General features: G+C 44.6%; 6 protein-coding genes. All 6 read right to left on the bottom strand.

The annotated features are described in order from the left end of the window. Positions 1 to 68 precede the first annotated feature (68 nt). The 6 genes from C2M32_RS20655 to C2M32_RS09615 all read right to left on the bottom strand — a co-directional run bounded on the left by C2M32_RS20655 (position 69) and on the right by C2M32_RS09615 (position 23,681). The gene (locus C2M32_RS20655) at positions 69 to 242 is read right to left on the bottom strand and encodes a hypothetical protein (RefSeq protein ID WP_199886145.1); all 174 of its coding nucleotides are present in this window, start codon (positions 240 to 242) and stop codon (positions 69 to 71) included. 71 nt (positions 243 to 313) lie between these two features. Beyond that, positions 314 to 865, bottom strand: coding sequence for a YcjF family protein (locus C2M32_RS09635; RefSeq protein WP_105168231.1), 552 nt, complete (start codon positions 863 to 865; stop codon positions 314 to 316). Positions 866 to 1,074: 209 nt separating this feature from the next. Beyond that, positions 1,075 to 2,316, bottom strand: a complete 1,242-nt coding sequence (locus C2M32_RS09630; RefSeq protein WP_234401270.1) for a serine hydrolase domain-containing protein — start codon at positions 2,314 to 2,316, stop codon at positions 1,075 to 1,077. Between the two features lie 244 nt (positions 2,317 to 2,560). Then, on the bottom strand, positions 2,561 to 3,523 hold the full coding sequence (locus C2M32_RS09625; protein WP_105168229.1) for a TauD/TfdA family dioxygenase: 963 nt from the start codon (positions 3,521 to 3,523) through the stop codon (positions 2,561 to 2,563). Between the two features lie 59 nt (positions 3,524 to 3,582). Then, on the bottom strand, positions 3,583 to 15,654 hold the full coding sequence (locus tag C2M32_RS09620; protein WP_105168228.1) for a non-ribosomal peptide synthetase: 12,072 nt from the start codon (positions 15,652 to 15,654) through the stop codon (positions 3,583 to 3,585). Beyond that, a complete protein-coding gene (locus C2M32_RS09615; RefSeq protein WP_105168227.1) occupies positions 15,654 to 23,681 on the bottom strand; it encodes a non-ribosomal peptide synthetase in 8,028 nt (2,675 codons plus the stop codon). The genes C2M32_RS09620 and C2M32_RS09615 overlap by 1 nt, the downstream gene beginning before the upstream one ends. Between the last annotated feature and the right edge of the window lies 1 nt (position 23,682).

The raw sequence follows: 23,682 nt of genomic DNA, 5'->3' as shown, positions 1-23,682 counted from the left end.
CCATGTAATTTAATGTAGGTGCTACGCAACAGCGTTTCATAACTACAAACTATGTACACACCGCTAAGCTACTCTTCCTCCTCTTCAATTGGCTCTCTTCGTTTGGCCAAAAATAGGATCAACAGACCAGCTAAGGGCGTAAAGACCAATGAGATCAAAAAGAACCCAACAGGCCCTGCAAATGTGTTTCTTCCCCAGTAACCAGATAGAATACACAAAGCTAAATACAGTATTACCAGCATCTTCAATTCCTTAAATTAACAACAGTATGAGAAATAAACCAGCAGAAATCTGCTGGTTTATCAAGTTACTACTAACTAGCAGCATTCACTTGAGCGTCTTCGTTACCTTTATCTTTACGATACTTCGCTGCCATATCAGAAATGTCACCCTTAATGCTCGAAAGATTAAGGTCTAACAAAGTTCCGCCATGTTCAAAGTGTCTGATAAAAGTGGTGCCAACTGCATGCGAAGATGCCGCTGAAACAACTGGCATAAATGCCAATGCACTCAAAGTGCCAAGTACTGGTACAGCTTTCAAGAAGCTGCTTAAACCTGCACCGCCGAGAGTTTGTGGAAATGATCCACCAATAACCGCAGTGATCGTACCGCGTAGCTTGTTATCACTATACGATTGACCATAGACCTTGGCTATTTCGCCGATCATCTTCATTTGGATGCCCGTCAACGCAACTAAGTCGACCGCCGGAATTGGGATCAATCCACTGCCAAACGACCACTTGGTATACTTGTCGACAATTAGCTGTGCAGCGGCTTCACGATTTTCAACCTCGACATGATTGGCATCCTGCTCGGTCTTCACTTCGTTTGCCTTTTCTTCCTTTGCTGTTTTTGTCGCTGTCATATTAAGTCCTCTATGAGTTAGAATTAAACAGTTGTTAAAACTTACCAAACTACGTCAAAGCCGTTTAAGCTTAGTCTTTAGCTTGCCCTTTTTCACTGTGCATACCTTCAAGATATAAACAGTAATCCTTTGTATGTACTGAATTTCTCAGCACGTGTTTTGAAAACGAAATACAACTGCGCTATTCCCTTTTCGTAAAATATTTACAGTTAGGCTTCGTCCAACACTCCCTGACAAGCCGTGGAGCGATGGCTATCGCTGTAGAAAATAATGTTTCTGATCTCACTAGAAATACAGTCAGATTCGGTGCCGGTTTTAACATAGTTGCTAAACACCATGACCGATTGGTCGCGCTCTAATAGTCGGTTAAAACTAGTCACCCATGAATAAGGGTAACTCCCCGAATACTGTAGGAATTTTTCGTACTTTCTTAAGTTAGTATCATTTGGATTTTGCGGACAATCCGATACTTTTCCGTATTGGTTAGGGTCAATGAATGTAACAAACCAGCCATAACCATAGTATTCACACGACTCCGTACTGCCAGTGTTTGAATAAGGTGCAAATGCAGCGAGTTTTTGCACATCGTCCAATATTTGCGTGCCATAGAGTCCTTGATCCCATTTATGCATATCTTCAACCGTTGAATACATATCACCCGCTGAATACAACACCAGAGGATTACTGTAAGGATTAACCAGAATATCTTCGTAAGGCGCTGGCCCCCCTACTTCTGGCGGACGGCCATTTGCCAATGGCAAGTATTGATTGTCTTTATAGATGTAGCCGGTTGTCATATTTTTGTAGATACCAATGGCGCTGAACGAACCACTGTCAGTCATATTTAGCGGGTTTAAAATCTGCTCTTTTACAATATTCTCAAACCAAAACTCACGATTTATGTCACCTTGCTGGCCTGCTGCCAATTGCTCAATGATGTTACCAATCAAATAATAATTGCAATTGCTGTACTGATACTGAGAACCGGGTGTAAATGAAGGTGCATCACCTTGTTCTGTACATGTACAAAAACGGTTACTAAAGCCTTCAGGACCATTTAAATTAGTGGTTTGGTCATATAGAAACGGCCGCCAACCATAGTTGTCATAGACTTGTTCATTGTCACTGTAGTTATCGATGCCTGATGACATTGTTAACAAGTGATGTAGAGATACATCAGCACATTGGTTTTTCGGATACCAAGGCAAATAATCACCAATGGTCTGTGTTCGCAGATCTTTACCTTCGAGCATGCGCATCAAAATCGCAGCGGCGAACGCTTTAGTGTTAGAGCCGATCCTGTATTTGGATTTAATGGTGTTATCCACCTCATACTGCATGTTTTGCGGACCACAATTTGCCTCATAAACGACTTGATCGGCAGCGGTAATGTAGACGGTTCCGAAGAAAACCATTTTGTTACAGTAGTCATTAACTGTTGTTTCGATCATTTCGATCTGACTAGCTGTAATGGTGGTGTTTTTTGCCACACTCTTTTTTTGTAAACAGGATGCCAGTATCAAACTGATAAAACACAGCACCATAATTTTAAATCGTGAATGCATTAGCCGTTTCATTTCTTTTGTTTCCTTCAATGAATATTTGTTTTTTGCTAACCACAAAACTACTAACAAAGCCTAACCATGCTTGAGCGAACAAGCTGAGCACACGCTACATCTGTACGTGAATATTTATTTAACCAACAATTTTCGCCATGCCTACCAGCACTTTTCTCACACCGCTGTATGCCTGACGACCATGGGTATACAACATGTTATCCAGCAATAAGATGTCATTTCTTTGCCATGGATATGAAAATGTTGCGTCCTGATAGACTTGGTTGATCACTTGAATGTCTTCATCGGCAATGGGGCTACCATCACCATAGTAGGCATTCCTTGGAAGGCGCTGTTCGCCTATGCTTGAGCGCACCAAATCTGGCATGTGTCCATCGATACTAGAGCTGTGAAACAGGTGTGCCTGATTAAACCAAACCTTCTCACCTGTTTGTGGGTGTATTGCCACAGCGGGGCGACGCTGTCGTGTTTGCAGTCGCTCGCCATGCCATTCAAATTCTATCTCGTTCTCTTTGCAGTATGCTTCAACTTCCACTTTGCTTTGGGTCTGAAAAACCTCCTGCCACGGTAAGTCAATTTCACCGTAGTTTCGAACATACATCACTCCCAATTGCTCAAATTTGTCACGAATAGACTGGGGGATGTTTTGATATATCACGCGGCTATCGGCCAAAGGTGTATCTCCTCCTGTTTTCGCAGGTACGACACAGAAAAAACCCATTCGCATTGGCCAGCGGTTAGAGTAAGCATTTTCATTGTGTTGTAAGATCACCTGATCGGCGTGATACTCAGTGGTGGTGTAAATATTGTTTCTCATTGCCGTGCGAGGTGATGAGCGATAAATATACTGGCTCAAAGGCTCACCGAAAATGGTTTCCAATATGGTGCTAAATTGGTTGCTGCTAACAATGTTCAACCCTCTTAGCAATGCAAAACCATCAGAATTAACCCATTGATTAATCTGTTCAACATGGTCCTTCACCCAAGCTAAACCACTTTGCTTTTGTGACGACAGGTCATGGATCCGATGATCGATAACCCCGGAGCTTTTATCCATCTTTACTGATAGTAATTGATCCATTTTAATCCCATCCTTTTGTTAGATAAGGCCTACACTGTAGAACATAATTTTTACATTTGTTAATTGAGTACATAATTCTTTTCCAATAACAGAGCCACCTCACGGGCATTACCATTTTGCAGTATTGTTAAATGATCACCTTGTAATTCAACCTGTTGTAATTGTTTACAAAGCCTCGCCCAGCCCAAATCAGAACTTAGCTGTTCTCCCGCAAAGTGTGATGTTTGACTGGCTTTAATAACCAATGTAGGTATTTCATTGAGTAACTCGTCCAGCTGCACTGGCGCGTTTAACTGAGCGCTAAACACGCGTTTGAATCTATCCAATTGCTCAATTGAAAAACGATAACCTGAGTCAGCCAAATAGTGGCTCAGCCATAAAAGCTGTTGCTGAGAATCAAGCGACTGATAATGTAGGTGTTGCTCTTCACTCACCTGTAGCGAAAAGAACTGACTAAAGTTTTCGAGTATAAACAATGAACACTGCTTATCGTCTACATACGCTCCTTGTGACGTTGGTACAGGTGTATCCAACACCGTCAGCGTTACCCTAGGCAAGTGATTATCTTGCCTATATTTCGCCATTTCATAAGCTATAAAACTACCAAATGAGTGCCCTACCAAATGAACTTGTTCTGTCAGTCCCGCTTGATTAAGCGCTTCTAAATAGTGATCTGCCGTGGCGTGAATCGACCCTGTAATGCGGTGTTCATAGGCTATTTCGTCTGGCTGTAAACCATAAACAGGGATACGCTCATCGAGATTCTGCACTAAGGCCTGAAATGCCATAAGTAGGCCACCAGCCCCCGCAATCAATACAATAGGTGCATATCCTGCTTGACCCTTTTGTAGGCATAGTAAAGAAGTAAGCGGTAATGGTTTACTGTCCTGCGCTTTTTCCTGTGCAAGCAATTCAATCGCGTCACTCAGCGCCCTAACACTGCGGTGTTGAAACACCAAATCAATCGGCACAGATAAATTGAGGGTGTGACCTAGCTGACCAACCAAGCGCATAGCTAGCAATGAGTGTACGCCCAAAGTAAATATGTCGTCGTCTAAGCCAATATACTCAAGGTCTAGCAGTGTTTTAAGTTGATTTGAAAGCGCACGTTGTAGCGGTGTGTGCGCCTCGGATACTGTGTTGTTATGAACTTGCTTTGCCGCTTTAGCCTGTGCTGCTAGACGTTTTCGGTCTACCTTGCCATTGGTGGTAAGTGGTAGTTCGTTTACACGAATGATCTGTTGCGGCACCATGTAATCAGGTACTTTGCGTGCAAGCTCAGAGCAGATCTGTGCCTCACTTACTGATCCGTGAGTGACCAAAAACGCCACTAACTGCTTAGACCCAGACGCATCATCACGTATTACTACCGCGCATGCTGCCACTTTCTCATCTTGTAGTAAGCTGCGCTCTATCTCACCAAGCTCTACACGATAGCCTCTGATCTTAACCTGCTCATCTAAGCGACCAATAAACTCAAGTTCTCTGTGTTCGTTTAAACGAACCTTATCACCTGTTTTATAAAGCCTTTGTTTTGAATAAGGTAAAACAATAAAGGCTTGATTGGTCTTTTCAGTATCGCCCAAATAACCCCGTGCCAAAGCATGACCACTAATATAAAGCTCACCAGGTATATAATCGGGTAATGCTCTTAAATGCTTGTCTAATATAGCCAGTTGCGTGTGTGCAACGGGATTGCCGATAGACACGTCACCCTCTTTATGATTGGTCACGTCTTTTAAAGTCGCGGAAATCGTCGCTTCCGTCGGACCATAAGCATTAATCAACCGGACCTTATCACCATAATGACGCTGCCAAGATGACAAGGCAGATAGTTGCATTTGCTCACCACCTATCGTGATCACCCGCAGTCGAGACCCTAAATCGACTTGTTCAAGCGCCAGTTGGTGCCAATATGCTGTAGGCAAACTCATAAGCGTCAAAGCAGAGCGTTGCGCCACTTGTGCCAAACCGCTTGCTGATAATAGTTGCTTGTTATCACTCATAACCAGAGTTGCACCGTTGAGCAGTGTACAGAACACTTCTTCGGCAAAAACGTCAAAGCTACAACTTGCGAATTGCAAATAATTATCCTGTGCGGTGATGCCATAACATTGGCTTAAGAACGAAACATAGTTCATTACACTGCGCTGCTCTACCATCACCCCCTTAGGTATACCTGTGGTGCCAGAGGTATAAATGACATAACACAAATCATGGTTTAGGTATGTGACGTCTGGTAGTTCAGTGGCTGTTACATTCTGTGTATCGATAGTTTGCATATTGATACACGGACAGGCAGGTAATGTGCCTTGCCAAGTGTTACTGTCGGTAATAAGGGCGGACACATTTGCATCTGAAACCATAAAATCACGGCGTTCAAAAGGAAGCTGCGGTGAAATCGGTAAATATGCGGCTCCCAATTTCAAACACGCTAAAATAGCAGTGATCAAATCAAAACTAGGCGCTAAGCATACTGCGACGATTGGTTGCGATGTGTTATGTGCCATACGAGTCTTGAGATAGCACGCTAGCTTTGTCGCTTCATTATCTAGCGTTGCATAACTCATGGTCCGTTGCTGGTCGTCATGATAAAACTCTAAGGCTATCGCTTGTGGATAGCGCTTAACCATATCAGCAAACCTTTGCTGTAACGTGCTTGCAGGCACAAATGGTACAAAATCCGAAGAACTCTCCAGCTCAAGGTTAAACGTGTCTATCTCTAAAAAGTCGTTACGGCTAGAGGTTAACGGCAGAGTGTTCAATCGGCTTTGTGGTGAACTAATAAAGGCATTGAGCAGGCTCTGTATGGTCTGCAAACTCTGCTGCGCGGTACTGTGGCTAAATAGGCTGGTATCATACCCTAGCGTCAAGGACAGACGTTGCCCTGTGCCCACCACAAAAGTGATTGGATAATGTGTGTCATCTTTATGGGACAGCTGAGTAACCCTAAATGGGGTATGCTCGGCACTATCTAGTGGATCGGTTGGATAGTTTTCAAACACATACAATGCGTCAAAAAGTTCGGTACCATTTTCAATCTCACTACAATCATGTACCAAGGTCAGGGCACTATGGCTATATTGAGCTAGCTGCAACTGATTGTGCTTAACAGAGTTTATGTAATCAACCACCGTGCTGGTGTCTGGAATAGCCAATTTCACCGCTTGAGTATTGATATATAAACCGACCTTTTGCTCCACATTAGCAAGTTCACTGGGTCTGCCAGAAATAGTTTGGCCAAACAATGCGTAGTCTTTATCACAACACACGCTTAGCCAGTATCCCCAAACCGCCTGCAGCACATGATTAAGTGTAAAGCTATGGTTTTGAGCAAACTCTCTGAGTTGTTCATATTGCTGTGCTTCAAGTTCTATCTCAAGCTCTTTGATTTGCACCTGTTCGGTCTTTGTTTGCGTTGCAATATGTGCGCTTAATAACGTCGGCTCTGGAGCATCGCTAAGATATTCACGCCAAAATGTACGCTCTGACTGCGTGCCTTTATTCAATAGATAAGCAATGTAATCTCGGTAATTATCTTGTGATATTTGTACCACTTGGCCCGTTATACGAGCATTGTATAAAGACATTAAATTAGCGAACAAAATTGGTAATGACCATCCATCCATAATCAAATGATGATATGTCCAGATAAACCCATATTGGCTGTCTGCCATCGGAACTAAGCGCAAACGCATGCAAGGCGCACGGGTTAAATCAATACCCGCTTCATACTCCTGTTTGGCAATACTGGCAATATACGCCGCGATTTGCTCATCACTTTGTTGCGTTACAATAGGTGTGTCTACCTGAAGCGGCAGTTCACATTGTGATACCACAACCTGAAGCGGCTCTTCTATTGCATGAACAAAGGCACTTCTGAGTATACTGTGTGTTGCTATTACCCTCTGCCACGCATAGGCAAACGCTTCTATATCTAGCTCACCTTCAAATTTCATCACTGCTTGCTCTAGATATGGCGATGAATTTTGACTGAGTCGTTGGCTGTGCAGCCACATGCCTTGCTGTAACATGCTTAACGGATAGATGTCTTCAATGGATTGTGTGGCAAATGGCGCAACCACACTTTGCAGTTGTAATCGTGACACGCCCGTCAACAAACTAAAGTCACTCGGCGTATAGTATTTATCAGTCTGCTCTACACAATGATTAACCACATTTTGTAAACTTTGTAGAAAATGCTGTGCAAACGCTTCTACGTGATCTTCACTGATACGGTGGCTATCAAAATCAAACGATAAAGTAAGTTGTGAATCACTCACCGCAGCGGTGATTTGCAAACCATAGTAAAGCTGGTTGTCATCACCATGTAATTTACCCACCGCCTCTTTTGCATCTGTTAACAGCCCAGTTTTGCTAAGTGCACCATCTAACTGCCCAAGATAGTTAAAAAAGACCTTATCTCTGGTATCGATATGCAAGGACTCTCGTACCGATTTTAATGGATGGTTATATCTCAATGCGCCATAACTACTGGCTATCTTGGTGGTAATGGCGAGTTGTTCTTTAACATTACAAATCACCTCACTTAAGTTGCTTGCATTACTGAATAAATGCAATGGAAACAAAGATGTTAACCATCCAACACTGCGATCATTAGCAAATTGCTGTTGCAGTAACTCACGACCATGCCCTTCTAGCATAATGACTTGAGACTTGGTGTGATAATGAAGCATCATCGACCACTGCAATGCGCTGAGCAGTAATGTTTGAACACCTGTTCCGTAAGCGTGATTTGCATCTTTGAGCAATGTGTTTGTCAAAGTTGTAGCACACGTTAGTTTATAGTTAGCTGCCCTGGGCTTTTGATTGTTAGCAACGCGCAGTGCCAATACATTGGGGGTTTTGGCGCGTTGCGCCAACTGTTGCCATTTGTCTAGATGCGTGTGTTCTTGACCTTGAGTGACAAAAAATTCGCTAACTAGCCTTAGATTTGTGGTGTGCTGTGTAAACTCAATCTTATTTCCCCGTAATACGCTTTCACAGGCATATTGCATGTCTTCAAGTACGATGCGCCATGACACTCCATCTATCACTAAGTGGTGAGCGACTATTAGCAGTCGGTTAGCACTTTCGTGCTGCGGCGTTTTAACGTAGCAAGCTCGCAATAAGCTTCGACGCGAGAATACAAAGCTAGCTTGTATGTGTTGTGCTTCTGTTGCAAGCGCTGAGCGCCAATCCGGAGCGTCACTTAGGTCTATCTGCTGCAAAACTTCGTCGATAGCAAAGTCATCAATCACTTCAACAGTAGCGCCATCTGTGACAACTCGAAGTCCATCATGATGCGCAATCAGACTTTGCAACACCATCGTCATATGATGCCAAGACAACGACTTATCGAGCGATAACATCAGCGCTTGATTCCAGTGTGTTGGCTGGGCAAATTGCTGTTCAAAAAACCACTGCTGAATAGGCAGCGCTCTGAACTCTCCAACATGGGCTGCTACTGGCGAAAATGAGCTGTGATGAACAGTTAAGTCTTGAACCTGTTCAGCGAGTGTTTCTATACTGCTGTAGTTAAACACATCAGCAACCGACACTGACAACCCTATCGCTCTGGCTCTGCTTGCTATTTGAATACTTAGGATTGAATCACCACCATGAGCAAAGAAATCATCGCGTGCTGTAAACGCGTCGTTATTCAGTACTTCACGATAGATTTTGAGCAAGTGTGATTGTGTTGAGTTAAGCGGTTCACTGCTCTCACTGTTGCTAGTTGACACAACCGGCTCTGAGTTGAAAGCAAGTTCATTCAAGGCTCTATGATCAATCTTACCGTGAGCCGTTAACGGCAACTGCTGAATCAAGATGTAATGGCTTGGGTGCATGTACACTGGCAGTTTGCAAGTGACTAATTGCGTGGCTGCATCGTGCACAGTTCGCTCGGTATTGCCATTTGAAACGATAAACGCCACCAACTGCTTGACGCTTTTAGCTGACGTGCAAATCTGTACAACACATTCATCAACCAAATGATGACTTAACAAAACCTGTTCAATCTCTGCAAGTTCAATACGGTAACCGCGCAGTTTAACCTGCTCATCGTTACGACCAACATATGCAATTCTGTTATTGTCTACACAACGTACCAAATCGCCGGTCTGATATGCTCTAACCGCTTTGCCTTGCTCGCAATTGAGTGTCACAAAGCGCTGTTCAGTGAGCTGCTCTTGGCATAAATACCCTCTAGCCAATCCTTCTCCAGCAACATAAAGCTCTCCCACCATTCCTTTTGGTACAGGGTGGCGTAAGTCATCAAGGATATACAAACTGGTATTATCTATGGGTGAACCTATATCTGGTGCTTGTTTATTACTTACCACAGTCCCTGAGGTCGCGACGACGGACGCTTCGGTGGGTCCATAGTTGTTTACCACGGTAAAGGGACGTTCACTCACATCCACTTGATTGAGCTTGTCTCCACCTACTAGCAAATAGTGTAAATATTGGGGGGCAAATTCTTTATCAGCCAGCATCACTTCAGCGATTGGAGTCGCTAAAAAACAATGCGTTACTTTGTTACGCGTCAGCACACTAGATAATGCTGATGGTGAGTTCAAGGTGTCTCTGGCGATAGTAACGACCGTTGCGCCACGACACAAATACGGCCATAACTCCCATGCAGCTGCGTCAAATGCGATATTTGCGGTTTGACTAGCAACACTTTGTTCAGATACATCAAACGCACGACGATGCCAAAGACACAAATTCATCAAACCATGATGTGGGATCATGACCCCTTTGGGATTACCCGTGGTGCCTGAGGTGTAAATCACATAAGCGAGCTGCTCTGGCTTAACAACAGGTAGACTCTTTACCTCTTTGGATGCAACAAAAATATCGTGTTCTAGATGGTAATCATCAATACACAGCACATGACAATCAGTTTGTACCAACGTAGAGAATTTATCGATATTGCGGCTTCGAGTAATGAGCCATTTGGCCTTACAATCTGACGCAATAAAATCGATTCTCGCCTGAGGATAGTTTGGGTCTACTGGTACGTAACAGCCACCTGCTTTCAAGACTGCAAGCAACGTCACCACTAAATCAATACCCGACGCCATACTGACCATCACGCACTGTTCAGCTAATAGTCCATTTGCCAAAAGATACTTAGCCAACTCAGTACTACGCTGCTCTAAATAATGATAGGTGACCGTTTGAGTATTTGTTGGGTCTACCAGCGCAACGTTGTCTTTTGACTCATGGCTGTGTGCAATACTGGCTATCTGGTCAATAACCGTTTGCCCATGGCCATCTTCGCTATATTTACCATGTAATATATGGTCTGGGATCTGCTCTTGAGTAAGTAACGGCAACTCAAACACACTGCGATTTGGCGTCTGAATAATCTGCTCTACAAGCACTGCAAAGGCATTGGCCATGGCTGAAATGGTATGTTCACTAAACAAATGCTTGTTATATGCCCAAGTAAAGCGCATATGAGGCTGTCCTTGAGCATTAAGTTCCTCAGTGCAGCTAAGTTCAATATCAAACTTTACCTGTTCTGAAAGCGTTGCTATGGCACTGCTCTCAAGACCTGCCAGCTTTAGCCTCGTATCAATTTTTGGGTTCAATGAGAAGGTCAGCTGAAAAACACTTTGATGACTTAGGTCTCTACTGAGCTTTAACTGCTCAACAATTTGCTCAAAAGGCATATGCTGATGTTGATGTATCTCTTGCAGCGTTTTCTTTTGCTGTAGTAACAAGCCTTCAAAACTCATTTTTGGTGTCAAAACAGTGCGAATAGGCAAAGTGTTTACAAAAAAGCCTACCAATGGTTCGAGCTGTGTGTGATGTCGACCCGAAAATGGCGCTCCAATTACAACATCGCAACTATTGCTATACCGAGCTATTAGCAATGAATAAGCGCTGTGTAGCCAAGTAAATGCTGTAATATCCAAACGCTGACAGTGCGCCCGAATAGCTTCACAGGTGGCTTTGCTGAACTTTTGCGTAACGTGCGCGCCCTGCGTCGAAAGCTGTTTCGTTCTAGGTTTATCCAGTGGTAACTGGTGTAAAGGGGGCGCACCAGATAAATGTTCCAACCAAAACGCTCTATGTTGTTCGAGCGACTCAGCGGTTAAAGTCTTTCTTTGCCAAAGTGCGTAATCAGCATATTGAATTGGTAAAGCATTTCTGAGGTTTTCAGGTAACGCCTGAGTATGAGCATAGTGATGATAAAAATGGCTAAACTCAGTAACCAAAATATCCAGAGATTTAGCGTCCGATGCAATGTGGTGCATATTGACCAGTAACCTGTAGTCATCGCATTGCCATTTCACCAGCACAACACGGATCATCAAATCACTGTCTAGTTTAAATGGTGTTTGTCGGTCATCACGTAATACCTTCAACCACACTCTGCGCTTTTGTTCATCACTCAGTGCAGTGCTGTCGACATAGTTAACAATATCACCGCGTACTTCATTAACTTTCTGAATCGGTCTGCCGTCTTGGTCCTTAACAATACAGGTTCTTAATACCTCGTGACGCGCGACAATGGCCTGCCAAGCCTGCGTAAAAGCATCAATGTTGAGCATGCCTTTAAGCGCAAATGCTGCACTCATATGGTATTCAAGACTGCCTTGTTGAATTTGGTCGATGCTCCACAAGCGCTGTTGTGCAAATGACAGCGGCAACATCGACTGCTTAGCACGAGCTTGCGGCATAATATCTTGGCTATCATGGCGCTGTGTTTGGTTGCTTTGGGCAAGTGCGGCAAGAGATTTAACTTTGGGTTGCTGGAATAAATCTTTTAAGGTGACATTGAGTTTGGCCTGCTCGCGTAATCTGGTAATCACCTGCGTGGCCAGCAATGAATGTCCACCCAACCGAAAGAAGTGACAGTCACGTCCAACCTTAGGCACTTGAAGGACTTCAGAAAAGCAATCGGCAATGAGTTTTTCAATGGGCGTATTAGGCTCGGTAAACTCATCACTTGGCCCCACCACATCCAGTGCCAACAAAGCTTTTTTGTCCACCTTACCATTCACTGTCAGAGGCATCTCGGATACCGCAATAACACTACTTGGTAGCATAAATTCGGGCAGTGTCTGACGCAAATATTGCTGTGTCTGTGATGTTAAGTCATCAAATTGCGCCTGCGCATCAAGCACCACAAAAGCGCAAATCCTCGCGCCTAACGTGTCATCACGATTAAGTAGCACCACCACTTCTGCAAGCCAAGGGTGGGTGCGAAGCTGGTTTTCTATTTCTCCCAATTCAATGCGGTAGCCCCTTACTTTAACCTGATCGTCTATACGGCTGATATATAGCAGTTCGCCACTGGCTAAATAACGCACCAGATCGCCAGTTTTGTAGAGCTTACCATTGTGAGTAAATGGGTCGGCGATAAAGCGCTCAACATTTAGGTCATCTCGTTGCCAGTAACCGCGACAAACACCCTGCCCGCCAACATATAATTCTCCCATAGCGCCCGGTGGCAGTAACTGTTGTTGTCTATCCAGTACGTAACAAGATGTGGTAGGAATAGGATGACCTATGTTGCTAGCACCTTGGGATATTTCATCCCCAGTTATACGTTTAAAGGTAACATGAACTGTGGTTTCAGTGATGCCGTACATATTGATTAACGCACAGTTATTGAAGCGCTTAGCCCACGGTGCAAGCTTAGCGGGTGCAAGGGCTTCCCCACCAAAAATGACATAACGGATACGGCTTTGTGCCAGTTGAGTGTCTTTGAGCGCGAGCATGCTGCTTTGTAGCACATAAAATGCGCTAGGCGTTTGGTTTAGGACACTTACCTGTTGTTCAATGAGCAGCTTTGCAAAGGCGTTGCTGTCTTTGCTTTGAGCGGTACTGACCACCACCAAGCGGCCACCGAACAACAACGCGCCGTACATCTCCCATACCGAAAAATCAAAACAAAAAGAATGGAATAAGGTCCAAACATCGTGCTCATTAAAATCAAATAGACTTGGCTCGGTAAACAGTAACCTTACTACCTGACGATGTTCAATTTGCACACCTTTTGGTCGCCCGGTTGTTCCCGAGGTATAAATCATGTAGGCCAGATATTCGGGTCGGATTTCAATATTTGGATTAGCGGTGTTTTTGCCCCCATGGTAAATATCACCGTCGCTGATGTTGATCACATCGTCGGCTAGAGACTGGAAGCGTTGGTAGCACGACTCATCACAAATCAGCAAGCTGCGATTTTGCTTTGTAGAGTTCACATCGTTGATGATGTAATCAATGCGGTCTTGCGGATAATCTGGGTCAATCGGAACATAAGCACATCCCGCTTTTAATATCGCCAGCAGCGTTACCACCAGGTCCACGCTGCGGCTCACACTGACTGGGATCATTTGTTCTTTACTGACCCCTTGTGCTAACAGCACATGGGCTAACTCATTGGCACGCTGGTTGAGTGCGCTATAGGTTAATACATTATGTTCATCGCTGAGTGCGATATGCGAGCCAAAGCGTTCAACTTGTCGCTCAAATATACTCACTAAGTTTTCAGCTTGTGGCCAACTCACATTGTGACACTGTGGCTGAGCAAGTAATGCCTGTTTTTGCCGTTCAGTTACCATGGGAATATGCGCACACACTGTATTGGGAGAAACACTAACATGCTCCAACAGCAAGGCGAAGCTGTCGGCCCAGTTGCTTATGGTCGCTAAGTCATACAATGCGCTGTCAAACTTCCAATTGAGCAACACACCGTGCTCATTTAGTTGCACATTTAATTCAAGGTCACATTTGATTGCACACTCGCTCTGTTGCACGCGCGCTTCTTCAATGGTCAGTCCTGGTAGGCTAAACGCCCCTTGCTCTGTCTGCTCAAGCGTAAACAAGATTTGAACCAATGGATGATGGCTTAAATCTCGTTTGCAGTGCAATGCATCAACCAATTTATCAAACGGCATATTTTGATATTCAAACGCCTGTAAGATTTGCTCTTTTTGCTTTTGCAACCAAACAGTAAAGTCACTGTTGTCATCAAGATCGGCGGGGATCACTATGGTGTTGACGAACAAGCCAATAAGAGGCTCAAGTTTGGGATGAATACGCCCCAATACAGGCGTGCCAATAAGTACCTTGTCAGCTTGATTCAAGCGACCAATAAACAGCATAAAACAACTTAATACCCACATAAATGGCGTGACATTTTGCTTAGCGCTTTGTTCAAGCAGTTTATGCTTGGTTGCAACACTCAATTGCTGATGGAACACCTGCCCAGCCAAAGCCTGTACCGCCGGTCTTGGCCTGTCTGTGGGTAAAGATTGAATGGGCTCTAAGTCTGTTAACTGGTTTTTCCAGTAGCTGGTGGCAGTTGCCAGATACTCACTGTTTAGCGTATCTCTTTGCCAATGCGAATAATCCGCATATTGAATCGATAAGACTGGCAAGGCAGGCTCGGTGCCTGACAATCGCGCGGCATAGATAGTTTCTATTTCCATCACCAAACGCGCTAATGACGCTCCATCTGAAATGATGTGATGCATGTTAAAGGCTAACCAATGTTCATTTGCATCTGACACCAACAATACACGCAACAGAGGTCCGTGACTCAAATCAAACGCTTGTGCCTGATGATTTACCAATACCTGCTGAATTTGAGCAGCGCGCTCTGATGGCGCAAATTCACTCGCATTTATCCATGTAAATGGCGTATTCATCGTTGCTTGTATGCGCTGCTGTGGTACGCCCTGCTCATCTGCAATAAACTGGGTACGTAATAACTCATGACGCGCAATAATCTCAGCGATGGTTTGCTTGAAAATACTCACGTCAATATTGCCATGTAATTTAAATTCAGCGGGCATATAATACTGCTTAGAGCCTTGCAATTGCTCTATAAACCACAACCCTTCTTGAGCAAAACTAAGGGGGATAGACGCATCACGAGATACTGCAACTAGCTCTTTACTATCACTTTTACTACCACTTTGAGTAAATTTTTGTTGTACAAAGTACTCAATGATCTGCGCTTTGTTGGCAATAATCCGAGCTTTCAATGCATCGGGGAAGTCACCGCTTTGCTTAAATGCCAAGCCACCATTTTTTTCATACAGGGTAATACCCGCGGCCAGTGCTTCGCCGATCAAGTTTTCAATTAATAAAGTCTGCTCATTCATTACAAAAACATCTCTTCAGAAGTATCACTTTGACTATCGCTCGGTGTGGCATCGTTAACCGCCTGATGAATTGCATACCACTGTGATATTGCCGCAATGGTTGGCCGCTCAAACAGTACACGCACAGGCATATCAATATCTAACTGCTCTTTTATCAATGCTGCACATTGGGTTGCCAACAATGAGTGGCCGCCCAACGCAAAGAAGTTATCGGTAATCCCTAGGGTTTCGACCTTTAATAATGCGGCGAAAATATGCTGAAGTGTGTGTTCAAAGTCATTTCTAGGTGCCACATTCTCGGTACTGATGACGGTTGAATTTGCCATCGTCTGAAGTGCATTGAGGTCTATTTTGCCATTGTTTGTAAGTGGTAGTTGCTCAAACACCACAAACTTTTGCGGCAACATGTACGCGGGTAAATATTCGGCCAACTGAGCCAATAATGGTGCAGCCTCAGATGCGCTCAACACAGCACCATGCTGATTGGTAAATTGCCCATTGTCCGATGTCGGGACAATGTAAGCTTCTAAATTTGACCCTTCACTATTTAGTGCAACAACAGCTTCTTTGACATCAGCAAGTTTGTTCACGTAATGCGTAATATCACCTAATTCAATACGGTAACCGCGTAATTTAACCTGATGGTCTGTTCGTCCGTAAAACTGTAATTGGTCAGCTTGAGCATCCTCGTTCGAAAGCCAGCGCACCTTGTCACCGGTTCTGTAAAGTCGTATGGCCTCACTATTGGCAGACAAAGATATGGAAACAAACTTTTGTGCACTGAGTTGCGGTTGCCCTAAATAACCATTGGCGAGGTTGTTACCTGCGATGTATAACTCACCCACAACCCCCAAAGGTACTGGGGTTTGTTGCTCGTCTAACACCACAAGTTGGGTATTTGCGATAGCACGACCAATTGGCACACTATGCTCACCTTGAGCTACTAAGGTTCGGATCTGCTCCTCACGAGCGTAATAAACACATGTACCCACTGTCGCTTCTGTTGGACCATACTCGTTCACCCATAACACATTCGGTAACCTGTGGCTCAACTGTTCCAGCACCTTAGTTGCTAATGCTTCCCCACCAACTACCACCGTGTGTTCAATTAACACCTCTTTATCTGCACCGATATTCAGAATCCCTTGTAAATGGGCTGGAGTGAGCTTGAAAAGCTTCGCCGATCCGCTGAACAGTTCTGTACTCAACGCTTCCAACTGAGTGTCATCATCGCTCACAACCTTAACGCTAATACCATGTAACAACGCGCCCCATATAGATGTGACGGTTGCGTCAAACGCTAAAGGTGTACTGACTATCGAGCATGTGAGCGCTGGATTTAAGTAATTGTCCTCAACATGCGCCAAATACACAGCCAAGTTTGCGTGGCTAATTGTCACCCCTTTTGGCTGTCCCGTGGTACCCGAGGTATAGATCACATAGGCGAGCGCCTGAGGATCAATATTTGGCTGAACATCCAGTGGTGGCATATCTTGCCAGCATGTATCCCCATCAACCGTGATTGCATGAACCTGCTCAGTCAAGGTTGCCAAGTCAAATAAGGCTGTGTTTACAATTAACGCCTGCGCATGACAGTCCTGCAAAATGAATTTTATGCGCTGTTTGGGTAATTTGGGATCAATCGGTACATAAGCACAGCCGAGCTGCCAGACAGCCAGCATCGCAACTATCATCTCACTCGAGGCAGGCAAGCAAATCGCAATGTTATCACCTTGATTAACGCCTTGCGCCTTGATGTAGGTAGCGAGCTGCCTCGCTTGTCGCTGTAGTGCTCTATAGCTTAGCTCACTGTTATCCGGCGCAATCACGGCAACTGCTTCGCCATGGCGTGTTACCGCGTCATCGAAGCGTGTCAGTAGCGCTGCGCTGTTGGTGATAGCGCTCTGGTGAGTATGCGCGAGTAACAACTCTGTTTGCTGTTGTTCAGTCATAACGGGGATGGCATCAACCAAACGATTTGGGTTTTCTAGTAACGCATCGATCATGACATTAAATGCGTTTGCCATTACGCGGACACTTGATTTCTTAAACAATGACGTTGCGAAGTTCCATTGTAGCTCGACACCTGTATCTGACTCGATGGCATTCACTTCCAAATCGAACTTCATGTTGTGTCCATCATCGGGTAGCTGTTCTACCTTAAGCGTAGGCAAGTTAAACTCCACCACTTCGTTGTTTTGTAGAGCAAACAGTATTTGAAATAATGGCTGGTGGGCTAAATCACGTGCAGGGTTTAGCGTCTCAACTAACTGCTCAAACGGCACAGCTTGATGTTTAAACGCATCTAGCACTACTTGTTTTTGCTGCGTTAAGAAATCCACAAAATTCATTTGCTCATCAACACGGGAACGGATCACCAGTGTGTTAACAAAAAAGCCGATTAAGTTGGCAAGTTCAGCGTTTTCTCTACCCGCCACTGGCGAGCCCGTCATCACATCTCGTGTTTGGCTAAAGCGCATCACTGTTAATGAGAACACACTATGCAACCACATAAATAAGGTCACCCCGTGCTGTGTACACTGCTGCTTGATCGCCGCTAGCTGCTCGACAGACAAATTTTGTATTAATCTATCACCCGCTAACTGCTGCAAAGTTGGTCTGGGATGATCCAGCGGCAATTGATGTAGCGGTGGATAGTCTTGTAAATGAGACCGCCAATAGCCCAAAGACTGTGTGATGCTTTGCTGGTGCTTATCTTGGCGTTGCCAATGGGCAAAATCCGCATATTGCACAGGTAATGGCTGTAAATATGTCGCAGGCAATTGATAGCCTGATTCTTTGCTAAAGTGACGGTAAAAAGCCATAAACTCTTTGACTAAAATGGCCATAGACCAACCATCACTGGCAATGTGATGCATGTTAAAATGCACTCGATATTGCTGTGCATTAAGGCGCACAAGCAACACTCTGATCAGTAGATCCGACGAAAGATCAAATGGTTGCTCAATGGCATGAGTCATTAACTCGCGCCACTTTTGTTCTTGAGCTTGCTTGTCAAGTGAAGATAGATCAACAACTTGTAGCGGTACACTAAATTGATCATTGACCAACTGCTCTGGCTGTTCGCCGCTACTGCCCGGTAAAATAATACTGCGCAACACTTCATGTCGTTCAATAATCGCATGTAGGGCTTGCTTAAGGGCTGGTACATCCAACTGTCCTTTGAACTCAAAGCTTGCCGGCATATGGTACTGCATTGAACCTTGTTGTACTTGCTCTATGAGCCAAAGACGCTGCTGAGCATAAGACAGTGGTAAACGCTGTGTTCGTGCCACTGGCACAATGCCATCTGAGGGCTTTATTTGGGGACTGTGTTCAAGCGCCTGAGCCAAAGTCGATATACTCGGCGTTTTGAATAGCTGCTCAAGCGTGACGTCGAATTGCTTTTCATCTCGGATATGACTTATCAAGCGAATGGCCAGCAATGAATGTCCACCAAGCTCAAAGAAGTTATCATTTAAAGCAACGTCATCACGGGATAATAGTTCGCTAAATAATTGTAATAGATAGGCTTGCAGTGGACTTAGTGCGGTCAGCTCAATCCGTTCAGAAGCTTGGCCGGATGCACGCTTAACACTTTCTTTCAGCGCGTTAATGTCAACCTTCGCATTGCTTGTAAGTGGTAGTGCGTCCACACGGTGAAATTGACTTGGCACCATGTATGACGGCAGAAATTCAGCGAGATGATTTTTGTATCGCTGTTCATTGTCTGAATTGTTAGAGGCGCATACATAGTGTGCACATAACGAGCCTTTTTGTTCATCTAATGTTACTGCACAATCGGTAACTTCAGGTATCGCCAATAAATGGTGACATATCGCGCCGACATCAATTCGGTAACCACGCAATTTGACGACATTGTCTTGACGACCACAATATCGCAAATAACAAGGCGATCCGTTGCTGTCCGCTTGCCAGCGTACCTTGTCTCCGGTGCGATAGAAACGCTGCTTGATAACCCCACCATTGCACGCTGGTAAAATGAGTTCGACAAACTTTTCACTATTGAGCTGGTCGCGGTTGATATAGCCTAGGCTCAATACTGGACCTGATATCAACAACTCCCCTTCAACTCCCACTGGCACAATGTGATCATATTGATCCACAACCAGCATTCCTGCCTGTGCAATTGGTAGGCCTATCGGTACATCTGGTACTTTTGTTAATTGCTCAAGTTCACTATCAGATTCAATAACATAAACGCTGGACCCCACAGTGGTCTCTGTAGGCCCATATTCATTGACCCAACGGCAACGAGGTAGCTTTTCTCTGAGCGCGAGTAATAAATCCGCACTCAAAGCTTCACCACCAACGACCAAAGTATGTTCACCATCACCTACTTCAAAGTGAGTTGATAGAGCTAAAACAATACGTAAATGTGCAGGCGTCAACTTAAAGAGCTTATTGGATTGCGAGCTGAATAATGTGGCAACCAACAAAGAAAGTTGCTCAGGACCTTCATTGAGTAATGTAACGGCCCCGCCACACATCAACATGGGAATAAGTGATGTAACCGTCGCGTCAAAGGCCAACGGGGTGCTTACCACTGACTCGCGTAACGAAGGTTTACTAAGATAATGATCACAGGCATGTTGCAAATAGGCATTGAGGTTTTTATGGGTGATCGCCACCCCCTTAGGTTTGCCTGTCGACCCAGAGGTGTAAATGATATAACACAAGGCATCAAGATCCTGTGTGGCAACTGAGCTCTCTTGTTCACTATCAGGCAAAGCATCGCTGTAGCCACTAAAGTTAGACTCAAAGTCAAAAATATCATCTAACAGCAAGAAGTCCGTGCCACTGTCGATCAATTTTTCAGTCTCTTCACTGAACGCCAATATCATCACCATATCGGCATCTTCAACGATATCTGCTAACCCTTTAGCGGGCATGTCTTTATGTAGCGGCACATACACATGTTGCGCTTTTAAAATCGCAAGTACGGCAACCACCATTTGTGCACAAGAAGGTAATAAAATGCCAATACGACTTTGTGGTTCAAAGGCCATTTCTATGAGACATTGCGCTAACTGATTGGACAACTTATCTAATCGTTCGTAACTGAGCGTCAACTCGCCATCGCGCACAGCAATTGCGTGAGGCTGAGACGCGACTTGAAAAGCAAAGCGGTGATGCCAATGTTGCTCTTGTGAGTCAACCTCCAAAACCTGTGCGTGTGCTAACAACTGCTGCCGCTGTGCTGGTGCACATAATTCTAGCTGCTTAACCTGACATGTGTGATTAGCAAGACACTGAGTGAGCACATGGCAATATTGCTCAAAAAACTGCACCACACTATTGTGATCCCAAAGGGCGGTGTCATATAGCCACTCCATAACCATAGTGTCACCGTCATCAATCACGCTCACTTCTAAATCGAGTTTGGCACTGCGCACTTGCGTGTCGTAAATATCAACCTGCAAACCATCTAGTTCCAGTGCTTCATTGACTTGATTATTCACCCTAAATACGATTTGCATCAGCGGATGAATTGCCAAACTGCGCTCGCCTGCCAACGCATCAACCAAGGCATCAAAAGGCAATTGCTGGTGTTTCAATGCATCATTCAATGTTGTCTTAGCGTGACTTAATGCCTGTTCGAAAGTGGTATGTGCATCAAACTCACTACTAAGCACAAGGGTATTAATGAAGTTGCCAATAATGGCTTCAAATTCAGTACGTGCTCGACCAGATACCGGTGTGCCAATCATGACTCTATGTTGATTAGATACTCGACTCAGCCACAAAGCGAAGACTGTTTGCAATGTCACAAATAAGGTATGGCCCGAACTTTTTACAAACTCTCTAAGCTGTCGTGCTAATGGATTTGGTAAGCGTTGACAATACAGTGCGCCGCCGGCAATGACCTTATTGCTACGCTCACGATCTGTTGGCAATTCATGCACCTTGGGTGCATCTGCAAGCTGTGCTCGCCAATACTCAAGATCCTGCGTGGTCGTTGCTGTCACTTGCTGGGCTCGCTGCCAATAAACATAATCGATATAGCTGTATTGTGGTGCTGCTAAGCTTGGTGCTCCGCGGCGAATACTTTGATACGCTGTTGATAACGACTGACACAACAAGTCGATAGACCAACCATCTGATACAATGTGATGCATTGTCACTATCAAAGTATGTTGCTGTTCACTCAATTTAAGGAGCGTAACTCGCAGCATCAAATCCGATGTTAAATCGAAGCTATGTTGGTAGTCGGCGAATATCGCTTTGTCTAATTCACGGGCTTGGGTCTGCGTATCGTACTCGCTGAGATCGTGTTGGATAATGTTAACCACATGGTCATTATTAAGATATTGAATCGCTTGCCCTTGTGTGTCCTTTCGGTAGTTAAAGCGCAAAATACTTTGTTGCTCAATGACCTGTGAAAAGGCCAGTGTCAGTGCATCAATATCTAATTGACCAGCCAACTTAAAAACACCCTGTAAGTTGTACTGACTACTATGCCCTTGCATCTGGTCAACAAACCATAAGCGTTGCTGAGAAAACGATAACGGATGCTCACCAAATAATGAATGTGGTTCTAACACCTCTGGCTGGGTAATACTTTGTTTGTTCTGAGATTCAATCGTATGCGCAAGTTCGGCCACGCTTGGATTGGCAAAAATTTCTTTCAGCGTTAATGTATACCCCAACTTCGCACGTATTTGGTTCAGCAAACGCATTGCTAACAACGAATGACCACCGATGGCAAAAAAGTCATCATGGATACCCACATAATCGCAGGCAACAATTTGCTTAAACAAGCATACCAGCTCATTTTGCAATGGTGTTTGAGCACTGTTACCCGCGTCATTACTTGCAACGGATAACGCTGGTTTATGTTGTAACAGTTGTGTGCGATCTATTTTGCCATTTGCAAGCATGGGTAGCTTATCATGTAGCACTATCACACTTGGGATCATAGGCTCTGCCAGACGTAACTTTAGTTCAGACTTAATACGGTGTTGCTGCTGTTTGGCACTGAGTGCACTGTGCTTGGCAACCACATGCGCAATCAAACTTGTGTGGCCGTTGCTTGATTGGCAAACCACCGCAGCAACTTTAACCTCAGGTAGCGCATTAAGTTTGGCTTCAATATCAGTTAAGTCCACGCGATAGCCACGAACTTTAGGCTGATTGTCTAACCTACCGAGGTACTCAATCTCACCCGCTTGATTCAATCTGACACGATCGCCGCTACGATAAAACCGCTGGTTATTCTCTAAAGTGACGAAATACTTTTCCGTCAATTGCGACGCATTGATATAGCCTAACGCAACACTTTGGCCACCAATATATAGCTCACCAGGCATACCCACTGGTACGCCCTGTTGCTGCTCATTAAGAATTTTAACTTCTACGTGGCAAAGCGGCTTACCTATGCTGAAGCTGCCCCAATTCTGCGTACTTTCAGATGTAAGCTGATTACACGTTACGCCAACACAAGTTTCAGTTGGGCCGTAATGGTTGACGATGTTTGCCTTTGGAAAATTACGTCTTATTTGGCAAACGAGTTTATCGGTGAGCGCCTCCCCGCCTAGCACCCATTGTTCAATGGCTGGCTTGTTTGTTAATTCAGCTATTTGCGGCAGTAACTCATTGGCAAAAGACGGTGTGATCTTAATAAAGTTAGCTTGGCTGTCTATAAGTTCTGTTACGATTTGCTGTGGCTCTGAAAACTCACTGTTTGCCGCGATTAATGCTACGCAACCTCCTTGCGCCAACACAGGATATAGCCCTGTTAAACATAAATCGGTCGCTAAGCCTGTTACAATCGCTGAACGCGTCTGTGATGACACCTCCAACACTTCACTCACCCCGGCAACATAACTATTCAATGCATGATGAGAGATCATGACACCTTTTGGTTTCCCCGTTGAACCCGAAGTAAACATCACATAAGCACAATCGCTGTTATCGATATCTACGGCTTGGTGTGCTGCTATGTCGCCTTGGTCTAGTTGGCTAAATCTATGACTATGAATTTGTGCATGACTTAATGTGTCCAAA

It is taken from the genome of Pseudoalteromonas sp. T1lg23B (assembly GCF_002964665.1).
Taxonomy (GTDB): Bacteria; Pseudomonadota; Gammaproteobacteria; order Enterobacterales; family Alteromonadaceae; genus Pseudoalteromonas.
The sequence above is the reverse complement of the archived record's forward strand: the minus strand, read 5'-3'. Positions and strand labels throughout refer to the sequence as shown.